Raw genomic sequence first — 24,683 nt, forward strand, 5'->3', positions numbered from 1 at the left:
AATGCAGAAACACGCTTTGATTGTCGGTATCAGTGGGGTTAATGGTCGTGCATTAGCAGAAAAATTATTGCATGAAGGCTGGCAGGTCAGCGGCCTTTCGCGGGGACGTGGCGCCGTTCCAGAAGGTTGCGCCAGCCTGACCGCTGATTTAACTGACGAAACTGCCGTTCGCGAAGCATTAAAAGATGTGAAGCCGGATGCCCTGTTTTTCAGCGTTTGGGCACGTCAGGACACTGAAAAAGAGAATATCCGCGTCAATGGTGCGATGGTGCGTAACGTGATCGAAGCGTTAGGCGATCGCCTAAAAGGCGCGCATGTTGCACTGATCACCGGACTAAAACACTATCTCGGCCCGTTCGAAGCCTACGGTAAAGGCGCGGTGCCGGTCACACCATTCCGTGAAGAGCAGGGACGTCAGCCGGTTGATAACTTCTATTACGCGCAGGAAGATGAAGTGTTTGCGGGTGCGGAAAAATATGATTACCGCTGGAGCGTGCATCGTCCGCACACCATTGTAGGTTACGCATTGGGCAATGCGATGAACATGGGTCAAACGCTGGCCGTCTACGCCACGCTGTGCCGTGAGAAAGGTTGGCCATTCATCTTCCCGGGTTCGCCAGAACAGTGGAACGGTGTAGTCGATGTGACGGATGCAGGTTTGCTGGCAGAGCAGCTGCTTTGGGCCGCGACATCGCCTGAAGCGGCTAACGAAGATTTTAACTCGGTGAACGGTGATGTGTTCCGCTGGAACTGGATGTGGCCGCGTCTGGCTGCTTATTTTGGTGTTGAAGCGGCGGATTATCCGGCGCAGATCATGCCGCTGGAGAACCGTATGCAGGAAGCAGAAGCGGCATGGACAGAGATCGCCACTCGTTATCAGCTGCGTGAAACCGATATCAACAAACTGGTTTCGTGGTGGCACACCGATGCAGATCTAGGCCGACCAATGGAAGCGTTCACTGATATGAGCAAAAGCCGGAAAGCGGGCTTTACCGGTTATCGTAGCTCGCTGGATTCATTCACCGAGCTGTTCGATAAGCTGAAAGAAGAGAAAGTGATTCCGCAGTAATGACGTTATTCGCGGGCTGTCTGTTGGCAGCGTGCCTGACAAGCTGTCATGACGTTAATAGTCATATAAGCAGTTGATATATAGCGCAACGGGTGACGCATTATGCGTTACCCGTTTTGCTTTATTCTGCGCTGAATACCGTGCGTTTACTCCTGATTTCATCCCCACGCTTTACGGCTAACGCCGATTTCCTCTCTTAAAAGATATTACCTCAGCTAATTATTCCGACATCTTTTCAGCTCAACCTGCTAACTGCAAATCATAAAAGCTCAAGCGAGTAAAATGGCGTTATATCAATTTCGCAATAAGATATAAGAAATTCATTGGTTGATAAGTGACCGACATTATTGACTCTTTTAATAGCGAAGAGGATTATCCAAAACCTTGCTGTTTACTATCCATTTATTGGATGTTGAGTGTTTGATAATGCAATTTATCAATAATAAAAAACCTCACTATCAGTAGGTTATTCGCTGTTTTACTTAACGCGATCTGGCTTAACCAATGTCAGTTTAGAAAGGGATACCATTCAATGACGCATACAACATCAGCAGGGCAAAGTGGCCTTGCCACGCTTGAAGCCCAGCTCCAGCAAGACCTGACATTCCTTGAACTGCCCGCCAAAGCGTGGGTGCCCGAGCGGACTTACCAAGGCAATGCGGTGCGTGATGTTGTGGTTATTGGGGCTGGCATGTGCGGGTTGGCAGCCACAGCAAAGCTGGTGCTGAGCGGCATTAACAATGTGGTTGCCTATGATGCCGCACCTGCGGGTCGCGAAGGCCCGTGGATCACTTTTGCGCGCATGGAAACGCTACGCTCACCCAAAAGCCTGCATGGCCCCGCGCTGGGTTTACCTCAACTCACGTTTCGCGCCTGGTTTACCGCGCAGTGGGGAGCGGAAGCCTGGCAAGCACTGGACAAAATTCCCAAAGATCAGTGGATGGATTATCTGATTTGGTATCGCAACGTGCTGGATCTGCCGGTACAGAACAACGTGCGCATGACCGCGATTGCCTTCGTGGACGATCTGATTGCGATAGATATTGAAGGCGCAGAAACCGGGCGTGTTTATACCCGTCGACTGGTTCTGGCGACAGGCCGCTCGGGTTTAGGCGGCTTTGCTGTGCCTGAATTCCTTCAAGGCATTGACCGTCAGTTCTGGGCGCACTCAGCCGATGAGATCGATTTCGCTGCCTTGAAAGGTAAGCGTCTCGCCGTCATTGGCGCTGGGGCTTCTTCTATGGACAATGCGGCCACTGCACTTGAAGCGGGGGCAGGTTCTGTTGATATGCTGATCCGCCGAAAAGCGATGCCGCGTATCAATAAAATGACCGGCATTGGTAGCCAGGGCGTGGTGCACGGAATGCATCAATTGCCTGATGCGTGGAAATGGAAATTTGTCGACTACACCGCGACAACGCAAACGCCGCCGCCTCGCGCCTCGACGCTGCGCGTATCTCGCCATGCCAATGCCCGTTTCCTGCTGGATTGCGGCATTGTTGCGGTTCACCAAGATGAGAAAGGTCTGTTGATCGAAACCACACAAGGGGCGATGCATTACGACTTTCTCATTGCAGCAACGGGTTTCTCAAATGATTTCAGCGGACGTGCGGAGTTCGCTGCCCTTGCGCCGCACATTCGTACCTGGGCTGATGGTCGCTACACGCCAGATATGGGCGAGCCCCGTAGCAATATGCTGGAAGCGCCCGATCTCGGCCCGGCATTTGAGTTCCAGCAACGCGTTGCAGATTCCTGCCCGTTGCTGGCGCACGTCTACTGCTTTAACGATGCGGCGATGCTCACACACGGCAAGGTTTCAGGTGATATTCCCGCTGTGAGTGCCGGAGCCGAGCGGTTAGTGCGCGGCATCACCGCCTCATTGTTTGCCGAAGATGTCGAAACCCATTTCTCCAACCTGGTCGCTTACGACATCCCTGAACTTCAGGGCGACGAATGGACTGATTCAACCCCTTTAATTAAACAGGAGAATGCGTTGTGATCGACGCTATTGATAAGGCCGCTGGGCTTTCACAGGAAGACGCGCTTTTCCGTGCACGTCGATTCCGCCCAGAATTTGTAGCGGGCGCAGAGCAATGTCGGCTTTCAGTGCTTGAACCCGCAAATAATCACGGACTCGCGCCCGATCTGCGTATTGCGTTAGCGCATCGCATTGCTGCTCTTAATGAAGATCAGGCGTTGATCGCTGAATATGGCGCACAGCTTACCGCGCTGTCACCGACAGAAACGTTGCAGGCGCTGGCCGCAGGCACGCAAGAATTACCTGAGCCGTTGGCAACCGTTGCGCGCCATGTTGATTTGGTGACGGTGACGCCAGATCAGGCAGCAGCAGATGATATTGCGCGTCTCGAGCAGGCGGGCCTGAATAATGCCCAGATTGTCGCGCTCTCTGAACTGATTGCATTTGTGAATTTCCAGACACGCGTTGCGGCTGGCTTACGCCTGATGAGGTCAGCATGATCCCCTTAGTTAGCCTGAAACCGTTGACCTGGCATCCCTATATCGCGCCGGTTGAACTTGCCGAGGCCACACCCGAGCAACTTAATGCGATGAAGGTGACGCCTTCTAACAAGAAGGTCTCAGAATATGTGCGCACGCTGGCACATGACCCGGACAGCTATGTGGCTCGCACCGAGTTATTTAACGCGATCATGTATGTCGAAGGCGGCCTGGCGCGCGCTGACCGTGAGCTGGGTGCGTTAGGCGCTTCCATCGTCAATGGTTGCAAATATTGCGCGGTTGTTCACGCCCGCCGCCATGCACAACTGACCAAAAGCGATGAAGTGGTCAGCGCGCTCTATTTCAATAAACCCGAAACGCTCAACGCACGCGATGCGGCCATTTACCGTTTTGCCCGTCGCCTTTCGGTGACACCGTCACAGGCAACGCCAGAAGATATTCACGCGCTGCGAGCAGAAGGCCTGGACGACAACGAAATACTCGACCTGATTCATGCTATTTCGATTTTCGGTTGGGCTAATCGTTTGATGCATGTGCTCGGCCATGCAGAGATCGAAAAGTGATCTTTCTTCCCGTCACCGTTCGAACCGCGAAGGCGCTGGCTACGCAACTGACCCCATTCCTAAGGGTGAACACGCTGGCCGCCTCTCTGCCATTCGCATTATTTAGGCCAGGTAGGGCAAATTCAGTCGCGTTAAACAGAGTTTCTCACGCAAAAGGGCGTCAATAACCATGCTTGAACTCAATGACATTACACTGTCGTACGGCAGCAACCAGATTCTCAAAGGCGTCAATCTTTCGGTAAAACGCGGTGATGTGGTATCAATCATCGGCCCAAGCGGAACCGGGAAAACCACGCTGCTGCGCTGTATCAATTATCTGGCGAAGCCAACGTCCGGCACCATCGCCTTGGATCAAATCCGCATGGATTATCAGTCCACCAACAAAGCGGCAATCAACGCTATTCGCCTGCGAACGGCGATGGTGTTTCAGCAATTCAACGTCTTCAAGAACATGACGGTGATTCAAAACGTGATGGATCCGCTGGTCGTGGTGCAACGCAAGTCTAAAGAAGAGGCGCGCGACATTGCGATGCAGGAGCTGGAGCGCGTTGGGTTGTCTGCCAAACAAGATCACTATCCTTCTCAGCTCTCTGGCGGGCAGTTGCAGCGCACCGGTATTGCGCGTGCGCTGGCGGTTCGCCCCGATGTGATCCTGTTTGATGAGCCGACTTCCTCATTGGATCCTGAACTGGTCAGTGAAGTGCTTAAAGTGATCAAAGAAGTGACGTCTTCAGGCATCACGTCATTGCTGGTCACGCATGAAATGCAGTTCGCAAAAAGTATCTCAAACCGCATTGTCTTTATGGATCAGGGCGTGGTCGCTGCAGAAGGCAGCCCAGCCGAGATTTTCGACAACCCTGCGACACCGCGACTGGCTCAGTTCCTCAGTTCAGAACGCGTACTCTAAAAACTAAAAAGGAAAGACAGACATGCCTGCAATCAAAACCACATTACGTCGCCTCGCTATGCCGGGCATCGTTGCCCTGGCAATGACCACCGCTGGGTTTAGCTACGCAGATAGCGTGCGTACCATTAAAATTGCCACGGCGGCAGAATCTAAGCCGCTGTCATGGGGCGCTATCGGCGTTGAGCCACAAGGCTATGAGCCGGATGTACTTAAAGCGGTCAACGCTAAACTGCCGCAGTACAAATTTGTAATGGAGGGGGCCGCCGATCTGGCACAAGAAACCGGCCTTGTTACCGGCAAATATGACATGGTCTCCGGCGGTTATTACAAAGCGCCTGCGCGCAGCAAACAGTTCCTGATCCCAGATAGCCCAATCGGTGCCAGTCTGATGAAGATCTACAGCCGTAAAGACAGCAACATCAACGGGATGAAAGATCTGGCAGGCAAGAAAATCGTGCCGGTAACTGCAGGTGGCGGCGTCTATAAATTTGTTACTCAGTGGCAGAAAGAGAACCCAAGCGATGAGGTCACTATTAAAGCCTCAAGCGCCGGTATTCCTTATCCAGATCGCCTGAAAGAAGTGCAAAGCGGCAAGTATGATGCCCTGATTCTGCCCTCTAACCTGGGTGAGCAGACAGTGATTGATAATCAGAAACTGGCGATCAAAGCGAGCGAACCGGTATCAATCAATAACACCTACGTGATGATTCATAAATCAGATGAAAACAAAGCGCTGAACGATGACGTTAACAAGGCGCTTAAAGAGCTGAAAGATGATGGCACGCTGGATAAGCTTTCACAGAAATGGTTTGGCGAAGACGTTGTTCGGTACATGAAGTAATCGATCCGCTTAACATCACAGAGTCGATGATGACAGGTAAACGCTGAATTTTTAATCAGGAGTGTTTCAAGTGGATCTCTCTTCCATGATTCCCGAGCTACTTTCGGCTTTGCCGCTGACGCTCGCCATTATGTTTGTCGCCTTACTCGTCGGCTTTGTGCTGGCGCTGGTGGCGACAACATTCCGGGTACGCAGGATTGCGGTGATTAGCCAGCTGGCCGATCTCTATGTCTCCTATGCCCGAAGTGTTCCCGTGGTGCTGCAACTGTTTGTGGCGTTTTACGGTTTACCGCTGGTGACAGGATTGTTTGGGATGGACGATTTCCTCTCGGCGACAACAGCCTCAATGGTGGGATTGAGTCTTTACCACGGCGGCTATTTGTCTGAGGTGATGCGTCCAGCATTTTTGGCGGTTGAGCGCGGTCAGCATGATGCCGCCGACAGCCTCGGCTATACCTTTCGCCAAAAGCTTACCCGTGTTATCGGACCGCAGGCGGTACACATTGCTTTACCGGGTTACGGCAACGCCATTATTTACCTGATCCACAATGTGGCGTTGGTGATGTATATCGGCGCGGCGGATGTGATGGCAACGGCGCATTTGATTATGGAACGCGACTACAACCAATATCAGTTTGGTACTTATCTGGTGTTGGCTGGTATCTACTCATTGCTGTGCTTGATCGCCTGGATCATTGTGCGTTTCTTCGAGCTTCGCCATGCGAAATACACCTCGAAAACCGCGTCAGCGAAGATCACATTCACCGCAAACGTCTAAAGGGGGGAGCCATAATTATGTTCGATATTGACGTTTTGCTGCCGGACTTCCTCAGCATTATGGAGGCGGTGCCTGTCACGTTGGCGATGGCGGTGACGATTTTTCTCTTCTCAACGCTGGTTGGCGGCCTGTTTGCGTTCATTGAACACAAACGCATTGTGGTGTTGCGACAGTTGGTCATTACTTACAAGATCGCCTTTAAAGGCGTTCCGATGGTGGTGGTGATTTTCCTTGCGTACTACGGTTTGCCGCCCGCACTGCATTTTGTGGCGTCGATGTTTGGCGTTGATGTGAATGCGCATTCGTTGCCGAACTGGGTGATCATTATTGTCGCGCTGACAGCCTGTGTTGCAGCGTTTCAGGCTGAAGTGGTGAAGGGCGCATTGAACTCTTTTGACGCCGGTCAGGCTGATGCGGCTCACTCTTTAGGCTATACCCAAGCGCAATTGTTTCGACGCGTGCTGTTTCCACAAATTATCGTCGCGGCTATTCCTGACCTGGCAAACGCATTCATGGTGATCATGAAGGCACTTTCGCTGGCATTCGCCATTGAGGTGATTGATATCTTTGCGCAGGCACAGTTGACTGCAGCATTAAATTTCTATTATCTCGAAGCCTTTGCGATTGCGGTGGTGTTCTACATGGTTATCGCTTACATCGTGACAAAAGCCGCCGATAAAATTGAAGCAGCGCTCAGGGTCAGAACCTGATGGGGTTAACCCCTGTTTAACGCAACGTTGTTACAGTCCGGCAGGTGTCGGGCTGTAACGCTTTCAGCGGTAAACTCACATTCTTTCGCCATCAAGCGGTAAGGGTCGTCGCAGGATTTCTACAAAAATGATGGTTTACCCTATGATTGCCGTGAATTCTTTTCGCCAGGACATGTTTTCTGAATGACAACGTTACATGATTTGGATTTGAAACAGCTGGAAGCCTTTGCCGCAGTGATTTCTACCGGCAGCGTCACGGCTGCGGCCAAAGCGTTAAACCGCTCTCAACCTGCTGTTACGCGCTTGATTAAAGAGCTGGAACAGTCGCTGGGATATCTGCTTTTTATCCGTAATGGACCGCGTATTCACCCCAGTGAAGAAGCGTTGCAACTGCATCAATATGTGCAAAAAGCGCTGCAATCACTGCAACAAATTCGGCTACGTGCGGAAGAAATTGGTCATCAACAGCATCGCCCGTTGAGTATTGCTGCGACACCTGCCTTGGCCGCCGGGCTGCTGCCCCAGGCGTTGGCAACATTGGATCTGCAAAACAAAGTGCAGATTATTAGCGAATCTGCCGAGCAAACGGCGCACGCGGTGATTACGGGCGAAGCGGATATCGGCCTTTGCAGCCTGCCGCTGGAACACCATGCGATGGATTTACACTGGATTGGGCAGTCGCGCTGTGTGGTTGCGCTACGCCATGATGATCCTTTAGCGAAAGAGCCGCAGCTTACGCTGACTTGCCTGGCAGGACGTCGTCTCATTGCACCCTTGAATCCGCTACGTTTGCGAGGCCGTTTCGAAAAGGCGCTGAAAAAACTCAAGGTTGCGCCTCATGAAATGATTGAAACCAATTCGTCGGCCAATATTCTTGCCTGCGTTCGCGCCGGGCTGGGCGTGGCGATTCTTGAACCGGTAACGGCGTGGGGTATTCCGCTGGAAGGCGTCACGATTGTTCCGCTGGAAGAGGATATTCCCTATTTCTTTGGCGTTATCACGCAGCAAAATCGACAGCTGCCGGTCGCAGCGCAAGCCTTGATTGGTGCGCTGGAAGATGCCGCTGCAGCGCTGCTGCCCGCTTTTCAGCGTCTGACTGCGGCTGAACACCCCCGGGTTATGAGATGGCTCAATAGCGATGAATGATCAAGAGGAAATAAAAAAGGTCTGAGTTGGACTCAGACCTTTTTAGCAATTCAGGCTGTGCCGTCTGCTGTCAAAGGTGACGTTTAGACAGCATCGGCTTCATTCCTTCACTTAACGCATTTCGCACACAGATTGCGCTCAATGTGTTGGAAGAAATCATTGCCTTTATCATCGACCAGAATAAAGGCAGGGAAGTTTTCCACCTCAATTTTCCAAATCGCTTCCATTCCCAGTTCTGCGTATTCAACGCATTCCAGGCTTTTAATACTTTGCTGAGCCAACACCGCTGCCGGGCCACCAATACTGCCTAAGTAAAAGCCGCCGTGCTTATGACACGCATCCGTCACTTGTTGGCTGCGATTGCCTTTTGCCAGCATCACTTTGCTACCGCCATGCGCCTGAAGCAGGTCAACGTAGGAGTCCATGCGACCTGCGGTTGTTGGGCCAAGCGAACCTGAAGCATAGCCTTCTGGCGTTTTGGCTGGACCCGCGTAATAGACCGGATGATCCTTGATGTATTGCGGTAAACCTTCACCGTTATCGATACGCTCTTTCAACTTGGCATGAGCAATGTCACGCGCCACGATGATGGTGCCGGTCAGCGATACGCGGGTAGAAACCGGGTATTCAGAAAGCTGGGCCAGAATCTCATTCATCGGACGATTGAGGTCAACGTTAACCACATTGCCTTCGCCTTTCTGACGCAGTTCTGCGGGAATATATTGGCCGGGATTGTCTTCGAGTTTTTCAATCCAGATACCGTCGCGGTTAATCTTCGCTTTGATATTACGGTCGGCAGAGCAAGATACGCCCATGCCAATCGGGCAGGATGCGCCATGACGCGGCAAACGCACCACACGAATATCGTGAGCAAAATATTTGCCGCCAAACTGCGCGCCTAAACCAAGACCTTGCGCCGCTTCCAGTAACTCCTGCTCAAGCTGCACGTCACGGAATGCCTGGCCGTGCTCATTACCTTCAGTGGGCAGAGAATCGTAGTAATGCGTTGAGGCCAGTTTCACGGTTTTGAGGGTACTTTCAGCGGAAGTGCCGCCAATCACAAACGCAATGTGATAAGGCGGGCAGGCAGCGGTGCCCAGCGAGCGCATTTTTTCGACCAAATAATTTGTCAGCTTGCCCGGAGCAAGCAGCGCTTTGGTTTCTTGATAGAGATACGTTTTGTTGGCCGAACCGCCACCTTTTGCAATACAAAGGAATTTATACTCATCGCCATCCACGCTGTAGAGATCAATCTGCGCGGGCAGGTTGGTGCCGGTATTCACTTCTTTATACATATCCAGCGCAGCATTCTGTGAATAGCGCAGGTTGTCTTCAATAAATGTGTTGTAAACGCCCTGCGACAGCGCGGCTTCATCGCCACCGCCGGTCCAGACGCGTTGACCTTTTTTACCCATGATGATCGCGGTGCCGGTGTCCTGACAGGTGGGCAAAATACCTTTGGCGGCAATCTCAGCATTTTTCAAAAACTGCAGCGCCACATATTTATCGTTTTCGCTGGCTTCCGGGTCGTGCAGGATTGAGGCAACTTGCTGCTGATGCGCAGGACGCAACATAAAGGAGGCATCATGGAACGCGTGTTGGGCCAGCAGGGTAAGCGCCTGAGGATCGACTTTCAATACATCCTGACCATCAAATTCGGCAACTGAAACGTGATCGCTGCTCAGCAGATAATATTCAGTTTCTTCATGGGTAAGTGGAAAAGGGTTCTGATAATAGAAAGGCTTATTCGACATTTTATGCTCACTTAATGATCTGCAGCTTCGTTCTCCCTCTTGTCGGAGAAGAAACAACACCATTGGCAGAATGAAATCTTTTATTATCTTGCCAGCCGCCGAGGAGATGACGGGCTGGCAAGTGTTGGAATGGTATAATACAAGCCGTTGATCTACACGCTTTTGTATCGCGCTTTTAGAACATCCACACCATCCACGGATAACCAATCAGCATCATGGCGGCCAGGAAGATAGCACCGAAAATAGTGCCCAGGCGCCAGTAATCTTTGGTTGGCAGGTAGCCGCTACCGTAATAAATCGGGCTTGGGCCGGTGCCGTATGGGGTAATAATGCCCATCACACCCAACGACGTAACCATCATTAGACAGAAGACGGGCATGTTGATACCTGGAATTGAGGCCGCGATGGTCAACATGGCGGGTAACAACGCGGTGGTATGTGCAGTGGTGCTGGCGAACAGGTAGTGCAGTAAGAAGAAGGCGATCATGAGCATTACCGCCGCGACTTGTGGGTCGAAGCCGCTCAGCAAATGCCCACCTTCTTTACCCAGCCAGGCGATAAATCCAACGCGTGCTAAACCATCCGCTAACGCGACCAGCGTGGCAAACCAGGCAAAGGTGTTCCAGGCCGGTTTGTTACTGGTGATGTCGTTCCAGTTCAGGACGCCGGTCCACAGCATCAGTACTACCACCAGCAGCGCAGCCATAGCCGGTTCAATCCATGCTGTTGCGAAAATCCACATCAGCAGTGCGCAGACGACGAAGATCAGTAACAGAATTTCGTTGCGTGACAGACGACCCAGTTTTTCCAGTTCACTGCTGGCCCAGCGCGGTACTTCATCGTTGATTTTGACTTCTGGCGGATAGAACAAGTACGCCAGTAAAGGCATGGTTAAAATCAGCAAGATACCCAGCGGCAGGAAGGCCAGGAACCAGGTTCCCCAAGAGATTTCAAATCCAATAATGCTTTTTACCAGCGCCAGCGCCAGCAGGTTAGGGGCTAAGGCGGATAAGAACATAGAGCTGGTGATACATGCGGCAGTGATAGCAACCCACATCAGGTAAGAGCCAATTTTACGGGCGCTTGGGTCGTTGGGTTTAGAGCCGTAAAGCGGAGGAAGGTTAGCGATAATGGGATAAATAGTGCCGCCGCTGCGTGCGGTGTTAGACGGCGTAAACGGTGCGAGCAGCAGGTCAGCGAAGGTAATCGCATAACCCAATGTCAGGCTGCGACGTCCCAGGTACTTCACTAAAATCAACGCCAGTCGACGACCAAACTGCGTTTTGTCATAACCCGCAGCGAACATAAAGGCACCGAAGATCAACCAGACGGTTGAGTTGCCGAATCCGCTGACCGCCCACTTAAAGGCTTGCGTTGCCGTTTTGAATGTCGGATCAGCCAGTTCTGCCGGACTAAACAGCAGCCATTGGCTAAACAAGGCGATGACCACCACACCGGTTAACCCAATGACCGCGCCGGGCAGCGGTTCAAAGATCAAACCGATAATGACGCCCACGAAAATAGCAAAGAAATGCCAGGCGTGAGGTTCAAGTCCCGCAGGGACCGGAACGAGGAGTAACAGAACAGCGACTAAGACAGGAAGAAACAACATGATATAGCGTTTTTTTTGCCCGGTTGCAGCAGGTGCCGCTTTTGGGGGTTCACTCATCGTTGATAGTGGTTTCATAGTTTTGGTCTACAAGTTGATAAGGATGCGGTTTACGCCACGATAGTTCGCTAACATTAACTTTAGTTTCTTTTCTGATTATTTAGCGGTTTAATCGCGACAGGTGAAGTATTTCATTTTTTATTTCCCAATTGCTGTGAAGCTCTTTATTGGGTGGATGAGAATATTTTGCGATTTATATAATTAATGATTTTGATCTAGATCAAGAAATAATTAAAGACGTTTTCTTTTTTAACAAGCTTCATTCTTTATAACGTGAATTTCAGATGCATTAAATCTATTGCAGGCTGAGATTAGCCAGAGGCTTTATTTTTGTATGGTCTTACTTATTTGTAACTTGTTGTTTTATAGGTATATATTTAAATTGTAAATGAAAGGTTGATTTTTGTCAACCTATGGTTAACAATTAAGTCAAATATTATTTTAGCAAAACAGCAATAATTAACTCCAAATAATTAAAAAGTTAAAAAACTAAATTTATCGATTATATAGCTAAAGAAATTGGTATATTTACAGCATGACATCGGACCACTTTATTCTTTGAGAAATAGCGTCCGCAAAAGAATTCAAGGTTTTTTAATTTTTGGAGTCGATCATAAATGAATACGCTCACCCCGATCCTCAATCCTCTTACGCTGCCAAACGGTGCCGTGCTTAAAAATCGTCTTGTCATGGCACCCATGACGACCTGCACCGGTTTTTATGATGGAACCGTCACCAGCGAATTAGTGGAATATTATCGTTGCCGCGCAGGTAGCATTGGTACCGTGATCGTTGAATGCTGTTTTATTGACACCAAAGGCCCTGCGTTTCCCGGCGCTATCGGCATTGATAGCGACAACAAAATACCTGGATTAAAGCGCATTGCTGACGCGATCAAATCGGAAGGTTCACTCGCCATTTTGCAGATTTACCACGGCGGCCGCATGGTCGAACCCGAGCTGATCGGCGGCAAAAAGCCGGTAGCGCCAAGCGCCATCGCCGCACCGCGTGAAGGGGCGACGACGCCACAAGCGTTAACAGCAGAAGAAGTCGACGTGATGATCACCAAATTTGGTGATGCCGTTAACCGCGCCATCAAGGCCGGGTTTGATGGCGTAGAAATTCACGGCGCAAATACTTATCTCATCCAGCAGTTCTACTCGCCAAACTCCAACCAGCGTGATGACAAGTGGGGCGGCAGTCGCGACAATCGCGCCCGCTTTCCGCTGGAAGTACTCGACATTACTCACAAAATGGCAGACCGTTTCGCGCACAAAGGCTTCATCATTGGCTATCGATTCTCGCCAGAAGAGCTCGAAGTGCCCGGCATTCGTTTTGACGACACGATGTATTTGCTGGAAAAACTGGCGGCGCGCGGGCTGGATTATGTGCATTTCTCCGTCGGACAGCTGCTGCGACCTTCCATTGTTGATACCAGCGACCCTACACCGTTGATCACCAAGTTCCGCGCCATGCGTTCTGAAACGCTGGCGAAAGTGCCGGTGATTGGTGTCGGCGGCGTGTTGAACAAAGCGGATGCGGAATCTGCGCTGGAACACGGTTTTGATTTGGTCGCGGTGGGTAAAGCCTGCATCGCCTATCCCAACTGGGCTGACCGCATTATCAATAATGAGCAGCTTGAACTTTACATCGACAGCACCCAGCGCGAGGCACTGAACATTCCTGAGCCGCTGTGGCGCTTCTCGCTGGTGGACGCGATGATTCGTGACGTCAGCGACAGCGGTCGCAAATACAAAGCGGGCGTTTATCAGGAAAAAGTTGAGGCGGAAGCGCTGAAGCTGAAAATCAACGTCACGCTTGATACCGACCGTATTACCGATATTTCGCTGGTGCCTGATGATTCGTTGGATGTTGATTTCACCACCACCTTTGAAAGCTTGCGTACCCGCATGTTGGTGGCAAACAGCCCACATGTGGATGCCATCACCGGGGCAACTACGCAAAGTGAAGCGTTGAAAAAAGCGGTTTCTCGCGCCATGGCCACCTCCAGCAAAGAGCACGTAATTGAGGAGGGCGGTAATCCTGCGGCACCACAAAACTATGATGTGGTGATTGTCGGCAGCGGGGGTGCAGGTCTGGCTGCGGCGATTCAGGCGTGTGATGAAGGCGCGCGCGTCGTCATTATTGAAAAAATGCCTACCATCGGGGGCAACACCATCAAAGCATCCGTTGGCATGAACGCAGCGGAAACCCGTTATCAGAAACTCAGGGGCATTGAAGACAGCAAAGAGCTGTTCTATGAAGAAACCCTTAAAGGCGGCAAATTCAAAAACAATCCGGTGTTGTTAAGAGAATTTGTTGAACTGGCCCCTGAAGCGATTGACTGGTTAGCTGATCACGGCATCGAACTGAACGATATCACCATCACAGGCGGTATGAGTATTGACCGTACGCACCGTCCTGCTGACCGCTCTGCGGTGGGTGGCTTCTTGATCAGCGGATTGGTGAAAAACATTAATAAACGTAACATTGAGGTGTTGTTAGAAACGTCAGTCGCTGAAATCCTGTATGAAAACGGCGCGGTTGCTGGGGTGAAGGTTGTTGATGAGTACAACGACAGCCGTATCCTGTATGCGAAAAGCGTGATTGTGGCGACGGGCGGATTCAGCGCAAACCGCGAAATGGTGGTTCAGTATCGTCCTGAGCTGGATGGCTTTGTTACAACGAACCATAAAGGCGCCACCGGCAGCGGTATCGCTATGTTGCAACGCATCGGGGCAGATACCGTGGACATGGGCGAAATCCAAATACACCCTACCGTTGAGCAGACCACGTCTTATCTGATTTCTGAGTCCATTCGTGGCGGCGGGGCCATCTTAGTCAGTCAGGCGGGGCAACGCTTCTTCAATGAGATGGAAACGCGCGACAAAGTCTCTGCAGAGATCATCGCGTTACCGGAAAAAAGTGCCTGGATTATCTTTGATGAACAGGTTCGTCAAAACAATAAAGCCGCTGACGAATACATTGCCAAAGGATTCGTGAACAGCGCGCCAACTGTGCAAGAGCTGGCGGTGAAGCTGAATATGGATCAAAACGCCTTAAAAGCGACGCTGGATCGCTACAATCAGTTTGTGATTAAGCAGAAAGATGAAGACTTCAACCGTACTACTGCGCTGCGCCATCCGCTGAATGAAGGCCCGTTCTATGCGATTCGCATTGCGCCGGGTGTGCATCACACGATGGGCGGCGTGACGATCAATCCTGATACCGCCGTGCTGGACAGCCAAAAACAGGTGATCAACGGTGCCTGGGCTGCGGGTGAAGTGGTCGGTGGTATCCACGGTGCTAACCGCATTGGCGGTAACGCGGTGGCAGATATTATCATTTTCGGTATTCTGGCGGGACGTAACGCTGCGGCTTTCGCCCGACGTTAAACGTTAGCTGTGCCCATGACAATATGGGCACAGCGCTTTTCAACGCTTAAGCAGAGGCGATCATGTCAACAAGCGACGCAGTCTATGCTTACTCCGCTGTATTAATGGGCTCGCCCATTCAGCTCAAACTCTTCGATCATAATGAAGCCCTGGCCAGAGATGTTTTCCGTTTAATCAAGCATCAGGAAAATCTGCTTACGGTAAACCGTACGCCCTCGGAAGTGATGAATATTAACCTGGCTGCAGGTCAGCATCCGGTTCAGGTTAGCCCGCGTGTTTTCGAGCTGATTCGCTGTGCCAAAGCAGTCAGCTTGCTACCCGGCAGCATTTTTAACTTCACCATCGGCCCGGTCGTAAAATGTTGGAAGATTGGTTTTCAGGGCAACAGTGTACCGCCAGAAAGCGAACTGTCGGCTTGTCTGACGCGCTGTGATCCGCATGACGTGATAATAGATGAATCAACGCATTCCGTATTTTTAGCGAAAGAGGGAATGGAGATTGATCTAGGCGCGATTGCAAAAGGCTATATTGCCGATTGCGTGCAGGGCTTTCTGCGCCAGCAAGGCGTTACGCGCGGATTGATTAATCTGGGCGGCAACGTACAAACCTTGGGCGAGCCTGCTGATCAACAAGGTTGGGCGATTGGCCTCAAAAAGCCTTTTGCCGCAACCGATGCGTTGATTGGTGTGATCACAGTAGTGAATAAATCAGTGGTGACGTCAGGCGTGTATGAGCGCTATTTCCAGGTTAATGACCAAATTTATCATCACATTCTGGATGCTAAAACGGGCTATCCGCTGAACAATGAATTACTGAGCGTGACCATAATCTCTGATCGTTCAATTGATGGCGATATCTATACCACGCTGTTGTATGGCATGGGTGTCGAAAAGGGCATCGCGTATCTTGCCGAACACGCTGACATAGAAGCCATTTTCGTCACCCGTGATCAGCGCGTTATCTGCTCATCACAACGCCACTTCAATTTTGAGCTGCTGGATCATCAATATCAGTTGAGCTGTTTTACTGACAATAATGCTTGAGTAAAGAGTGACATTCCGCTTGCAGACGATAGCGATAAACCGGCCTGCCGGTGGCACCGTAATGAATAGTGGTAAACAGAATATTTATTTCAGCAAGCCAGATCAGGTATTTACGACAAGATACGCGCGAGATATTGACTTCCGTTGCCAGCTCATCGGTGGAAAATTCCGTTCCGGGATGCGCATCAATCCACTGACATAACGTGCGAAGCGTTTGCGGCGTAAGCCCTTTGGGCAAGCGCTTTTGTTCGTTGGTGGCGGGAGGATTACCATGAATCAGCTGATCCAGCTCTGCTTGCTGATAATAGTGTTGGTTGTCCATCTGCACACGTTTTTGCCGCCAGCTGGTTAACGCTTCTTCAAAGCGCGAAAACTGAAACGGTTTTATCAGATAATCCACCACGCCATAGTTCAGCGACGTTTTAATGGTCGCTGCATCGGCCGCTGAAGAGATAATAATGACATCAACCGGGCGCTGAGAGCTGCGCAATTCTGGCAGCAGATCCAGACCGTTTTCCTGCTGCATATAAATATCCAGCAGGATGAGATCCACGGGTGGATCGGTTTGCATTAATCGATCTTTCGCTTGTTGTAAGGTCGACGCGGTTCCACAGCAAGTAAACCCTGCAACCTGGCCGATATAGCAGCGATTCAGCTCTGCGACCATCGCATCATCGTCAACCACTAACACATTGATCATGAAACTTTATTTCCTTTATCCCACGGGAGTTGTACAAAAAATTGGGTATACACGCCCGGTTCTGATTCGACGCTGATATTCCCGCCAAGGCTCTCTGTTTGCTGTTTAACCAGAAACAGGCCCACGCCACGATCATCGCCTTTTGAGGAGAACCCTTTCTCGAAAATAGCGGTTTCAATCTCAGCCGGGATGCCCGGCCCATCGTCACTCACTTCACACGACAACCAACCACGCTGGTAATGCAACAGCAGGTGTATCTCACCTTCCTGTTGTTGATCCAACGCTTCGAGCGCATTCTCGATCAAATTCCCGATAACAGTAATCAATACCGCTACCTGCTGTTCACTGCCGCTGTCAGGCAGATAACTGGCATCGCTGAGCATCAAACGATGTCCCTGATCCGAGGCCCGATTTATTTTACTTAACAGAAAGCCAGCAATGACCGGTGATTTGATGCGTTGTAGCAGCGAACCAATCTCCGTTTGATAATTATTCGCGGTTTTTAAAATGTACGCTTCCATCTGCGCATAATTTTTCATATGCAGCAGGCCAAGAATAACATGCAGCTTATTCATAAATTCGTGGGAGCGTTCCCGCAGCGCATCGACATAGTTTACCATGCCGTCCAGACGCTGCATCAGCTGGCTGATTTCGGTCTTGTCACGGAAGGTACACACCGCGCCAATAATGCGGTCACGGCTACGAACCGGCACGGTATTGCTGATCATGATCCGACCCCGCACGTTCAACTCTTCATCGTGCCAGGCTTTGCCGCCATGCAGCGCGTCTCGCAAATGATTCAGCATCAGGGAGTTTTCGGGCACGCGATCGCCGCTAAGCGGGGCTTCAATGGCTGTTTCACGTAGCAATTGCTGCGCGGCCTGATTGATCAACGTAACGCGCGCCTGTTCATCAACGGCAATCACGCCCTCTTTGATCGAATCGAGAATCGCCTGACGCTGCTCAAACAAGCTGGAAATCTCATGAGGCTCCAGACCCAGCAAAATACCTTTTAGTCGCCTGACAAGAATGAGCACGCCAAGTAATCCCACCGAAGCGCCAAGCAAAATGGTCCAGAAGATATTCCAACGACTTTTAGAGATCTGCGCCGACACATCGCTAAGCGATATACCGATCGCCACCACGCCAATTTGCTGATGCTGCGCGTTAAAGACGGGCGTAAAAACGCGTAATGCCTCCACCAGCGTGCCGTGATTGACCGAGATATTTTCATGACCGCCCAAGGCGGGTAGCAAATCAGCGCCCTTAAAACGCTGATTAATTAAGGCTGTGTTGGGGTGCGAATGGCGAATGCCGTTCATGTCAGTCACCACCACAAACAATAAATCGTTGCGCTTTTGTACGGCTTTGGCGATAGGTTGAATCATGCTCTGGTCAGCAGATAGTGTTAACCCTCGCTGGATTTGCGGATCGTCAGCTAAGGTGCGCGCAACGGCCAGCGCTTTATCTTTGACGTGGGAGCGGGTGAAATTATCTATCTGAATAAAATAGAGCAGATGAACGCTAAGCAGCACCGTGAAGATCACTGCCACCATCATTAGCGTGGTCAGGGTGCTAAGTTTCATTGGACGTTTACGTCCCGGTTTACGCGGCAAAGAGGGGTTCATGGCAATGCTTCAAAGTAAAAGGGTGAGTTCATTTTAACGTTGTGAAACATACGCGATGAACCTTCATCAGTATAGGCTTGCGTTGCAGCTTAACAGGGATAAGACTCGTCTTAACCAAAGAAAGTGACGCATTACAGCGTACATTATTTTGTAACTAAATAAATAAGTGGCATTGTTTTTTAATTAATTAACTAAAAACAAATCAACTAATAAGTAACAATATTTTAAACTTCGCGGACTTTTTTTAACCACAACCGTTAAATTGCAGACCGTAATGATTAAATCAACAAAAGTACTTCCTTCGCTTTCCCTATTGGCTTTATTAGTGACATCTGCCACGCAAGCTGCAACCACACCAGAAAAAACCGATGTCCTGTTAATTGGCGGCGGCATCATGAGTGCATCATTAGGCACCTGGCTTGAAGAGCTGCAACCGGACTGGAAACAGGTAATGGTTGAGAAACTCGACGGTGTTGCGCTGGAATCGTCTAATGGCTGGAACAATGCAGGTACCGGCCACTCAGCGAACATGGAACTGAACTACACGCCAGAGCGTGCAGACGGTTCAATCGACGTCAGCAAAGCGCTGGAAATCAACGAAGCGTTTATGATTTCTCGTCAATTCTGGACTGCGCAGGTGAAAAGCGGTGTGTTGAAAAATCCACACTCTTTCATCAACTCAACGCCACACATGAGTTTTGTTTGGGGTGATAACGTTGAATTCCTGAGCAAACGCTATGAAGCACTGCAGAAAACTGTGCTGTTCCAGGGCATGAAATTCTCTACTGACCATAAGCAGATCGCGCAATGGTCTCCGCTGATTATGGAAGGCCGCGATCCGCAACAAAAAGTGGCCGCAACCTGGACGCCAGTAGGTACCGACGTCAACTACGGTGAAATCACCCGTCAGCTGATCGGTAGCCTGAAGAAGAATGAAAACTTCAAGTTGGAAACCTCTTCTGAAGTTACCGACTTCAAACGCAACGGCGACAACTCCTGGCATGTCACCATCAAAGATGGCAAGAGCGGTGAAGAGCGTGAGGTTGATGCGAAATATGTCTTCATCGGCGCAGGTGGCGGTGCACTGAAGCTGCTGCAAAAAACCGGTATTCCTGAAGCGGATAACTACGCGGGCTTCCCGGTCGGTGGTTCATTCCTGGTAACAGAAAACCCAGTATTGGCTAACCGCCACAACCAAAAAGTGTATGGCCAGGCTTCTGTAGGTGCGCCACCGATGTCTGTTCCGCATCTGGACTCACGTTTTCTGGATGGCAAAAAGGTTGTGCTGTTTGGGCCGTTTGCGACCTTCTCAACCAAGTTCCTGAAAAATGGTTCGCTGTTTGATCTGTTAAGCACGACCACCACCAAAAACGTCGTGCCAATGACGCACGTGGGTCTGGATAACTTTGACCTGGTCAAATATCTGGTTGGTCAGGTAATGCTGAGCGAAGAAGATCGTTTCGAGGCGCTGAAAGAGTACTATCCAAACGCTAAGAAAGAAGACTGGAAACTGATCCAGGCGGGTCAACGCGTACAGATCATCAAGAAAGATGCAGACAAAGGCGGCGTGCTGAAATTGGGCACCGAAATTGTGACCGATCAGCAGAAAACCGTTGCGGCACTGTTGGGTGCATCACCGGGTGCATCAACTGCAGCACCGATCGCCCTGAGCGTGGTTCAGAAACTGTTCCCAGAACAGTTTAAAACGCCAGAGTGGCAGGAAAAAGTGCACAAGTTTGTGCCGAGCTACGGCAAAAAGCTGAACGACGATGCGGCACTGGCGCAAAGCGTTTGGGATGACACCGCAGCAACGCTGCAACTGACCAAACCGCCGGTGATTAACATGACGGGCAAAACCGCGGACGCGCCAGCTGCCCCAGCCACTGAGCATAAAGCGGCAGACGCGCAACACGACATGGCGCTGTAATCTCGCGTAAAAATTAATGATGCGGATACGCGGATGATAAATCATTGCTGATGCCGCGAATTAAAAAGTAAAAGGGCTGGTTTTAAACCAGCCCTTTTTGTCTTTATCCCGCAATTACTCTTGATTGCCGCGCCAGTTCGACCAAGGATCCTCAGCCGATTCATCCGGCTCATCCTCTTTTACATCATCCACTTCATCCAGCGAAGCGAGATAAAGCGCTTCAACCTCTGCGCGCGCCCAAGGTGTTCGGCGTAAAAACTTCAGGCTGGACTTCACGCTGGGATCGCTTTTGAAGCAGTTGATGTTGATGCGTTTGCTCAGCTCAACCCAACCATAATGCGCAACCAGGCTATTCACCTGCATTTCTAGCGTAACGCCGTGCAAGGGATCTTTTGAAGTGTGAGAAGTCATGGTGTATCCAGCGATGTCAGAAAATTTTGCACACCCTAACGGTCAGCGTGCGGATGTGCAAGATTTGCGATTAAAAGCGTGAGGAGAAGTCTTACAAATCGGGTGAGGAACCCTGTTTTGGATAGGTAAAATTAGCGACATAAACTTTGATACTGCGATGCAGCACCACGGTAAATCCCGCCTGTAACCTTCCGTAGAGGTAAGCAACGGCTTTGGCATCAGTAATAGAGAAATGCTGCACGCTCGATTTTTCATCGATTAGGGTACAGCGGTAATCGACCTCAAAAGTGGTGTGATCAACTGGCAAAGAAAAGGTGTTGGCACTGTTGGTGCATTTTTCATTCGCGCTATACGAAATCATAATATTTGACTGCGCATGGCCGGGAAAAGCGATGCTAATCAGCACGGGTTGTTCATCAGGAGTTTGTGTCATGCCGGTACGCACACCGTTGCTTTCATACCTGCGTGGCAGAGGCGCTGGTGGAAAGCATCAGCAAGCTAAAGAGAAAGCCAGGAAGAGTCGGTTTGTTCATAACAACGGTTCAGCAAAGAGGATGGCGCATTTGATAGCAGGTTTAAATCCATGTCAATTGGCCGGACAGGCACAATATGGCTGGCTAAACGCTGTAAACCGCACGCGTCACGGGTTGCCCCAAAACGTCTTGCAGCCAACCCACGGGGCTAGAGTGAAATAAAACCCTGTCATTCGCTGGCAGGCATTCATCGTTGGGTTGTGGTATTGGTAAGGCGCTGATGAATAGTCGAAAGGGATCGCTTCACCATGAGTTCTCATCTTCAACCTGCTGATATTATCGCATCACAAAAGCGCGCATTAATTGCCGGTTCGGTCGGTAACTTTATTGAATGGTATGAATTTGCGGTTTATGGCTTCCTGGCCACAATTATTGCGCAAAACTTCTTTCGCCTGGCGGGAGAAGCGGAACTAACCGGCATTATTCTTACCTATGCCTCTTTTGCGATTGCCTTTTTCTTCCGACCGCTTGGCGCCATTGTTTTTGGCCGCATCGGCGATCGAATAGGGCGAAAACCAACCTTAATCGTAGTGCTGATCATGATGACGCTGGCCACGGCGGCTATTGGTCTCATTCCCACCTATGCCAGCATCGGTATCGCTGCGCCGTTGATCATTACCGGTTTGCGTATCCTGCAAGGTTTGTTTGCGGGTGGAGAATATGGTGGTGCAGTTTCATTGATGACAGAATTTGCGCCACGCGGTAAACGCGGTCTGTTTGGTGCGTGGCAATCATTTACCGTTGCATTAGGTTTGCTGGCGGGTGCGGGCATTGTCGCCTTGCTTTCCGTGCTGTTAAGCCCTGAGCAGATGCTAAGTTGGGGCTGGCGCATTCCTTTCTTTATTGCTTTACCTCTGGGTGCGGTGGCGTTATGGCTGCGCGTCAATATGGAAGAGACGCCCACTTTTATTAAGCAAAAAACAGAGCCTGTTTTGACGCAGAAAAAAGCCAATCTTGGCGATACGCTAAAAACGATTATGATCGGAATTTGCCGCGTTATGGTTTGGTCAGCAGCGGGTTATACCTATTTAGTGATCATGCCTACCTATTTGCAATCATCCTTACATACCGGATTCAATACGGCATTGTTGATCGCGGTAATATCTAATTTGGGTTTTGCTGCCACTATTATTCCCGCTGGCATGCTGAGCGATAAAATAGGCCGGCGATCGGTGATGGTATTCGCTGCGGTGTTATTACTGCTGTTGGCCTTGCCGTTGTTACACGTATTGCAGGATCAATCTTCCACGCTGTTGATCAAAAGCGTGGTGGTTTTTATTGCTGGTGCCATTGTTGGTCTGCTCGCGGGGCCGGGACCGGCTATGTTAGCGGAGATGTTTCCCACGCGTGTACGCTACACCGGCCTTGGGTTGGCTTATTCGCTCTCAAATGCGGTGTTCTCTGGCTGCGCGGGACTGATCATCACCGGGTTGATTAAACAAACCGGTAATCTGGATATTCCTGCCTGGTATGTGATGGCAACTGCGCTGGTCAGCATTACGGCATTGATGACGCTACGTAAAGATGACCATCTGCGTGATCTGGATGATGAAATATAGGACGCGCGTTTAACGCACTTACACAGCAATAAAAAAGCCGATAACAAAACGTTATCGGCTTTTTATTTATCTCTTCGTTAACGCAAATTACGCGGTTTGCAGCTGCTCAGCCGTCTTCTCTACTAATGCCAACAGCAGCTGAATGTCCTCTAAGGTCACTGTCGGGTTCAGTAACGTCATTTTCAGGCAGGTTACGCCATCAAATTCAGTTACGCCGACATTCGCGCGGCCAGAGTCCAGCAGCGCATCACCAATGCGTTGGTTCAGCAAGGCAATGGCAGCGTCGTCAGCCGTTGCCAGTGACGCGGGACGATAACGGAACAGCACACTGGCTAACTGCGGCTGCATCACCAGTTCCAGTGAAGCTTGCTCAGCAACGTAATGCGCAACCTGCTTCGCCAGCGTAACGCCGTGATCGATGATCTCGGCGTACTGTTTTTGTCCCAACGCTTCCAGGCCCATCCACAGTTTCAACGCATCAAAACGGCGGGTGGTCTGCAAAGATTTGGATACCAAATTAGGTACGCCTTGTGCTTCATCAAACTCAGAGTTGAGATAAGCCGCCTGATAGCGCATCAACTCATAGTGGCGCGCCTCTTTCAGCAAGAAAGCACCGCAGCTGATGGTTTGGAAGAACTGCTTGTGGAAGTCCAGCGTAATGGAATCCACCAGCTCAATGCCGTCCAGATAATCGCGGTATTTTTCAGACAGCAACAACGCGCCGCCCCATGCTGCATCCACGTGAACCCAGATATTGTGTTCAGCAGCCAGCGCAGCAATGTCTCGCAGCGGATCAATCGCGCCAGCATCAGTGGTGCCTGCGGTGGCAACGATAGCCAAAATCTGCTCGCCGTTGGCATTCGCCTGCGCCACTTTTACGCGAAGATCGTTGAGATCCATGCGCGCAAAGCGATCGGTTTTCACCAGCGTGACGGATTGATAACCCAGACCCAGCAGCGCCATGTTTTTCTGCACCGAAAAGTGTGCGTTCTCAGAACAGAACACTTTGATCTTACGCAGATTACCAACCAACCCATCCTGCTGAATGGAGTGACCCTGACGCGCAAAGAACGCATCACGCGCCAGCATCAAACCCATCAGGTTACTTTGCGTACCGCCGCTGGTGAACACGCCTGCATCGCCAGGCTGATAACCAACCTGAGTACGCAGCCATTCAATCAGCTTCATCTCAATGATGGTAGCGGAAGGGCTTTGATCCCAGGAATCCATGCTCTGATTCGTGGCGTTGATCATCACCTCAGCGGCCTGGCTCACCACCAGACTTGGGCAATGTAAATGCGCCACGCACTGCGGATGGTGCACTAACAAGCTGTCTTTCAGGAAGTATTCAATCGCACGCTCAATGGCGGCCTGGTTGCCCAGGCCTTGCGGATTGAAATCCAGCGTAATGCGGTCGCGCAGTTCTGCAACAGATTTTCCCTGATACATTTCAGGCTGTTGCAGCCACTTAACCACGGCCTGGCTGCTCTGCTCAATCGCTTGCTGGTACGCTTCGGTACTCTGTGCTGAGGCAGCCAGAATGGGATTTAACCGGGACATCGAATTCACTCC

Annotated in this window: 20 protein-coding genes; 13 read left to right on the plus strand and 7 right to left on the minus strand. The window is 50.6% G+C overall.

Features of this window, described 5'->3' with window-relative positions:
* Position 1: 1 nt before the first annotated feature.
* From SC127_RS14450 to SC127_RS14490, 9 genes are all read left to right on the plus strand, one after another.
* On the plus strand, positions 2–1,069 hold the full coding sequence (locus SC127_RS14450) for an SDR family oxidoreductase (RefSeq protein WP_215848635.1): 1,068 nt from the start codon (positions 2–4) through the stop codon (positions 1,067–1,069).
* A gap of 532 nt (positions 1,070–1,601) precedes the next feature.
* Positions 1,602–3,068 carry an NAD(P)/FAD-dependent oxidoreductase gene (locus SC127_RS14455; RefSeq protein ID WP_332626984.1) on the plus strand — a complete coding sequence of 489 codons (1,467 nt, stop codon included), beginning with the start codon at positions 1,602–1,604 and terminating at the stop codon, positions 3,066–3,068.
* Positions 3,065–3,547, plus strand: coding sequence for a CMD domain-containing protein (locus tag SC127_RS14460; RefSeq protein ID WP_332626985.1), 483 nt, complete (start codon positions 3,065–3,067; stop codon positions 3,545–3,547). The genes SC127_RS14455 and SC127_RS14460 overlap by 4 nt, the downstream gene beginning before the upstream one ends.
* The gene (locus SC127_RS14465; RefSeq protein ID WP_215848638.1) at positions 3,544–4,110 is read left to right on the plus strand and encodes a peroxidase-related enzyme; all 567 of its coding nucleotides are present in this window, start codon (positions 3,544–3,546) and stop codon (positions 4,108–4,110) included. Before SC127_RS14460 ends, SC127_RS14465 begins: the two co-directional genes overlap by 4 nt.
* Before the next feature lie 169 nt (positions 4,111–4,279).
* Positions 4,280–5,017, plus strand: coding sequence for an amino acid ABC transporter ATP-binding protein (locus SC127_RS14470; protein WP_215848639.1), 738 nt, complete (start codon positions 4,280–4,282; stop codon positions 5,015–5,017).
* A 22-nt stretch (positions 5,018–5,039) separates the two neighbouring features.
* Positions 5,040–5,858, plus strand: a complete 819-nt coding sequence (locus SC127_RS14475) for a transporter substrate-binding domain-containing protein (RefSeq protein ID WP_243079190.1) — start codon at positions 5,040–5,042, stop codon at positions 5,856–5,858.
* 85 nt (positions 5,859–5,943) lie between these two features.
* Positions 5,944–6,636 carry an amino acid ABC transporter permease gene (locus tag SC127_RS14480; RefSeq protein ID WP_243079429.1) on the plus strand — a complete coding sequence of 231 codons (693 nt, stop codon included), beginning with the start codon at positions 5,944–5,946 and terminating at the stop codon, positions 6,634–6,636.
* A 17-nt stretch (positions 6,637–6,653) separates the two neighbouring features.
* Positions 6,654–7,346 carry an amino acid ABC transporter permease gene (locus tag SC127_RS14485; RefSeq protein WP_243079189.1) on the plus strand — a complete coding sequence of 231 codons (693 nt, stop codon included), beginning with the start codon at positions 6,654–6,656 and terminating at the stop codon, positions 7,344–7,346.
* Positions 7,347–7,529: 183 nt separating this feature from the next.
* A complete protein-coding gene (locus SC127_RS14490) occupies positions 7,530–8,492 on the plus strand; it encodes a LysR family transcriptional regulator (RefSeq protein ID WP_215848640.1) in 963 nt (320 codons plus the stop codon).
* Positions 8,493–8,599: 107 nt separating this feature from the next.
* Here the strand turns inward: SC127_RS14490 and fumA are convergent, their stop codons facing one another.
* Both fumA and SC127_RS14500 read right to left on the minus strand, forming a co-directional pair.
* Positions 8,600–10,246: a class I fumarate hydratase FumA gene (gene fumA, locus SC127_RS14495; protein WP_243079187.1), complete on the minus strand. Its 1,647-nt coding sequence runs from the start codon at positions 10,244–10,246 to the stop codon at positions 8,600–8,602.
* Positions 10,247–10,421: 175 nt separating this feature from the next.
* The gene (locus tag SC127_RS14500) at positions 10,422–11,933 is read right to left on the minus strand and encodes an anion permease (RefSeq protein ID WP_243079186.1); all 1,512 of its coding nucleotides are present in this window, start codon (positions 11,931–11,933) and stop codon (positions 10,422–10,424) included.
* A gap of 599 nt (positions 11,934–12,532) precedes the next feature.
* On the opposite strand from SC127_RS14500, the gene SC127_RS14505 reads away from it, so the two are divergent.
* Both SC127_RS14505 and SC127_RS14510 read left to right on the plus strand, forming a co-directional pair.
* Entirely contained in the window at positions 12,533–15,310 is a 2,778-nt protein-coding gene (locus SC127_RS14505; protein ID WP_215848642.1) for a flavocytochrome c, read from the plus strand.
* Between the two features lie 62 nt (positions 15,311–15,372).
* Positions 15,373–16,353, plus strand: a complete 981-nt coding sequence (locus SC127_RS14510; protein WP_332626986.1) for an FAD:protein FMN transferase — start codon at positions 15,373–15,375, stop codon at positions 16,351–16,353.
* Here SC127_RS14510 and dcuR read toward each other — a convergent pair.
* Positions 16,334–17,053 carry a two-component system response regulator DcuR gene (gene dcuR, locus SC127_RS14515; protein ID WP_332626987.1) on the minus strand — a complete coding sequence of 240 codons (720 nt, stop codon included), beginning with the start codon at positions 17,051–17,053 and terminating at the stop codon, positions 16,334–16,336. The two genes, SC127_RS14510 and dcuR, sit on opposite strands and share 20 nt — an antisense overlap.
* Entirely contained in the window at positions 17,050–18,681 is a 1,632-nt protein-coding gene (locus tag SC127_RS14520; RefSeq protein WP_243079184.1) for a sensor histidine kinase, read from the minus strand. Before SC127_RS14520 ends, dcuR begins: the two co-directional genes overlap by 4 nt.
* A gap of 274 nt (positions 18,682–18,955) precedes the next feature.
* On the opposite strand from SC127_RS14520, the gene mqo reads away from it, so the two are divergent.
* Positions 18,956–20,608 (plus strand): malate dehydrogenase (quinone), encoded by a 1,653-nt coding sequence (mqo, locus tag SC127_RS14525; protein ID WP_332626988.1) that lies wholly within the window; start codon positions 18,956–18,958, stop codon positions 20,606–20,608.
* Between the two features lie 114 nt (positions 20,609–20,722).
* Here mqo and SC127_RS14530 read toward each other — a convergent pair whose 3' ends face one another.
* Together SC127_RS14530 and SC127_RS14535 are read right to left on the minus strand one after the other, a co-directional pair.
* Positions 20,723–21,019: a VF530 family DNA-binding protein gene (locus SC127_RS14530; protein ID WP_215848646.1), complete on the minus strand. Its 297-nt coding sequence runs from the start codon at positions 21,017–21,019 to the stop codon at positions 20,723–20,725.
* 91 nt (positions 21,020–21,110) lie between these two features.
* On the minus strand, positions 21,111–21,452 hold the full coding sequence (locus SC127_RS14535) for a hypothetical protein (RefSeq protein ID WP_332626989.1): 342 nt from the start codon (positions 21,450–21,452) through the stop codon (positions 21,111–21,113).
* Positions 21,453–21,800: 348 nt separating this feature from the next.
* Between SC127_RS14535 and SC127_RS14540 the strand changes: the two genes are divergently transcribed.
* Positions 21,801–23,111 carry an MFS transporter gene (locus SC127_RS14540; RefSeq protein WP_332626990.1) on the plus strand — a complete coding sequence of 437 codons (1,311 nt, stop codon included), beginning with the start codon at positions 21,801–21,803 and terminating at the stop codon, positions 23,109–23,111.
* A gap of 87 nt (positions 23,112–23,198) precedes the next feature.
* Here SC127_RS14540 and SC127_RS14545 read toward each other — a convergent pair whose 3' ends face one another.
* Complete coding sequence (locus tag SC127_RS14545; RefSeq protein ID WP_332626991.1) at positions 23,199–24,671, minus strand: pyridoxal phosphate-dependent decarboxylase family protein; 1,473 nt, start codon at positions 24,669–24,671, stop codon at positions 23,199–23,201.
* Between the last annotated feature and the right edge of the window lie 12 nt (positions 24,672–24,683).

It is taken from the genome of Pantoea sp. T14, from assembly GCF_036663535.1.
Lineage (GTDB): Bacteria > Pseudomonadota > Gammaproteobacteria > Enterobacterales > Enterobacteriaceae > Pantoea > Pantoea phytostimulans.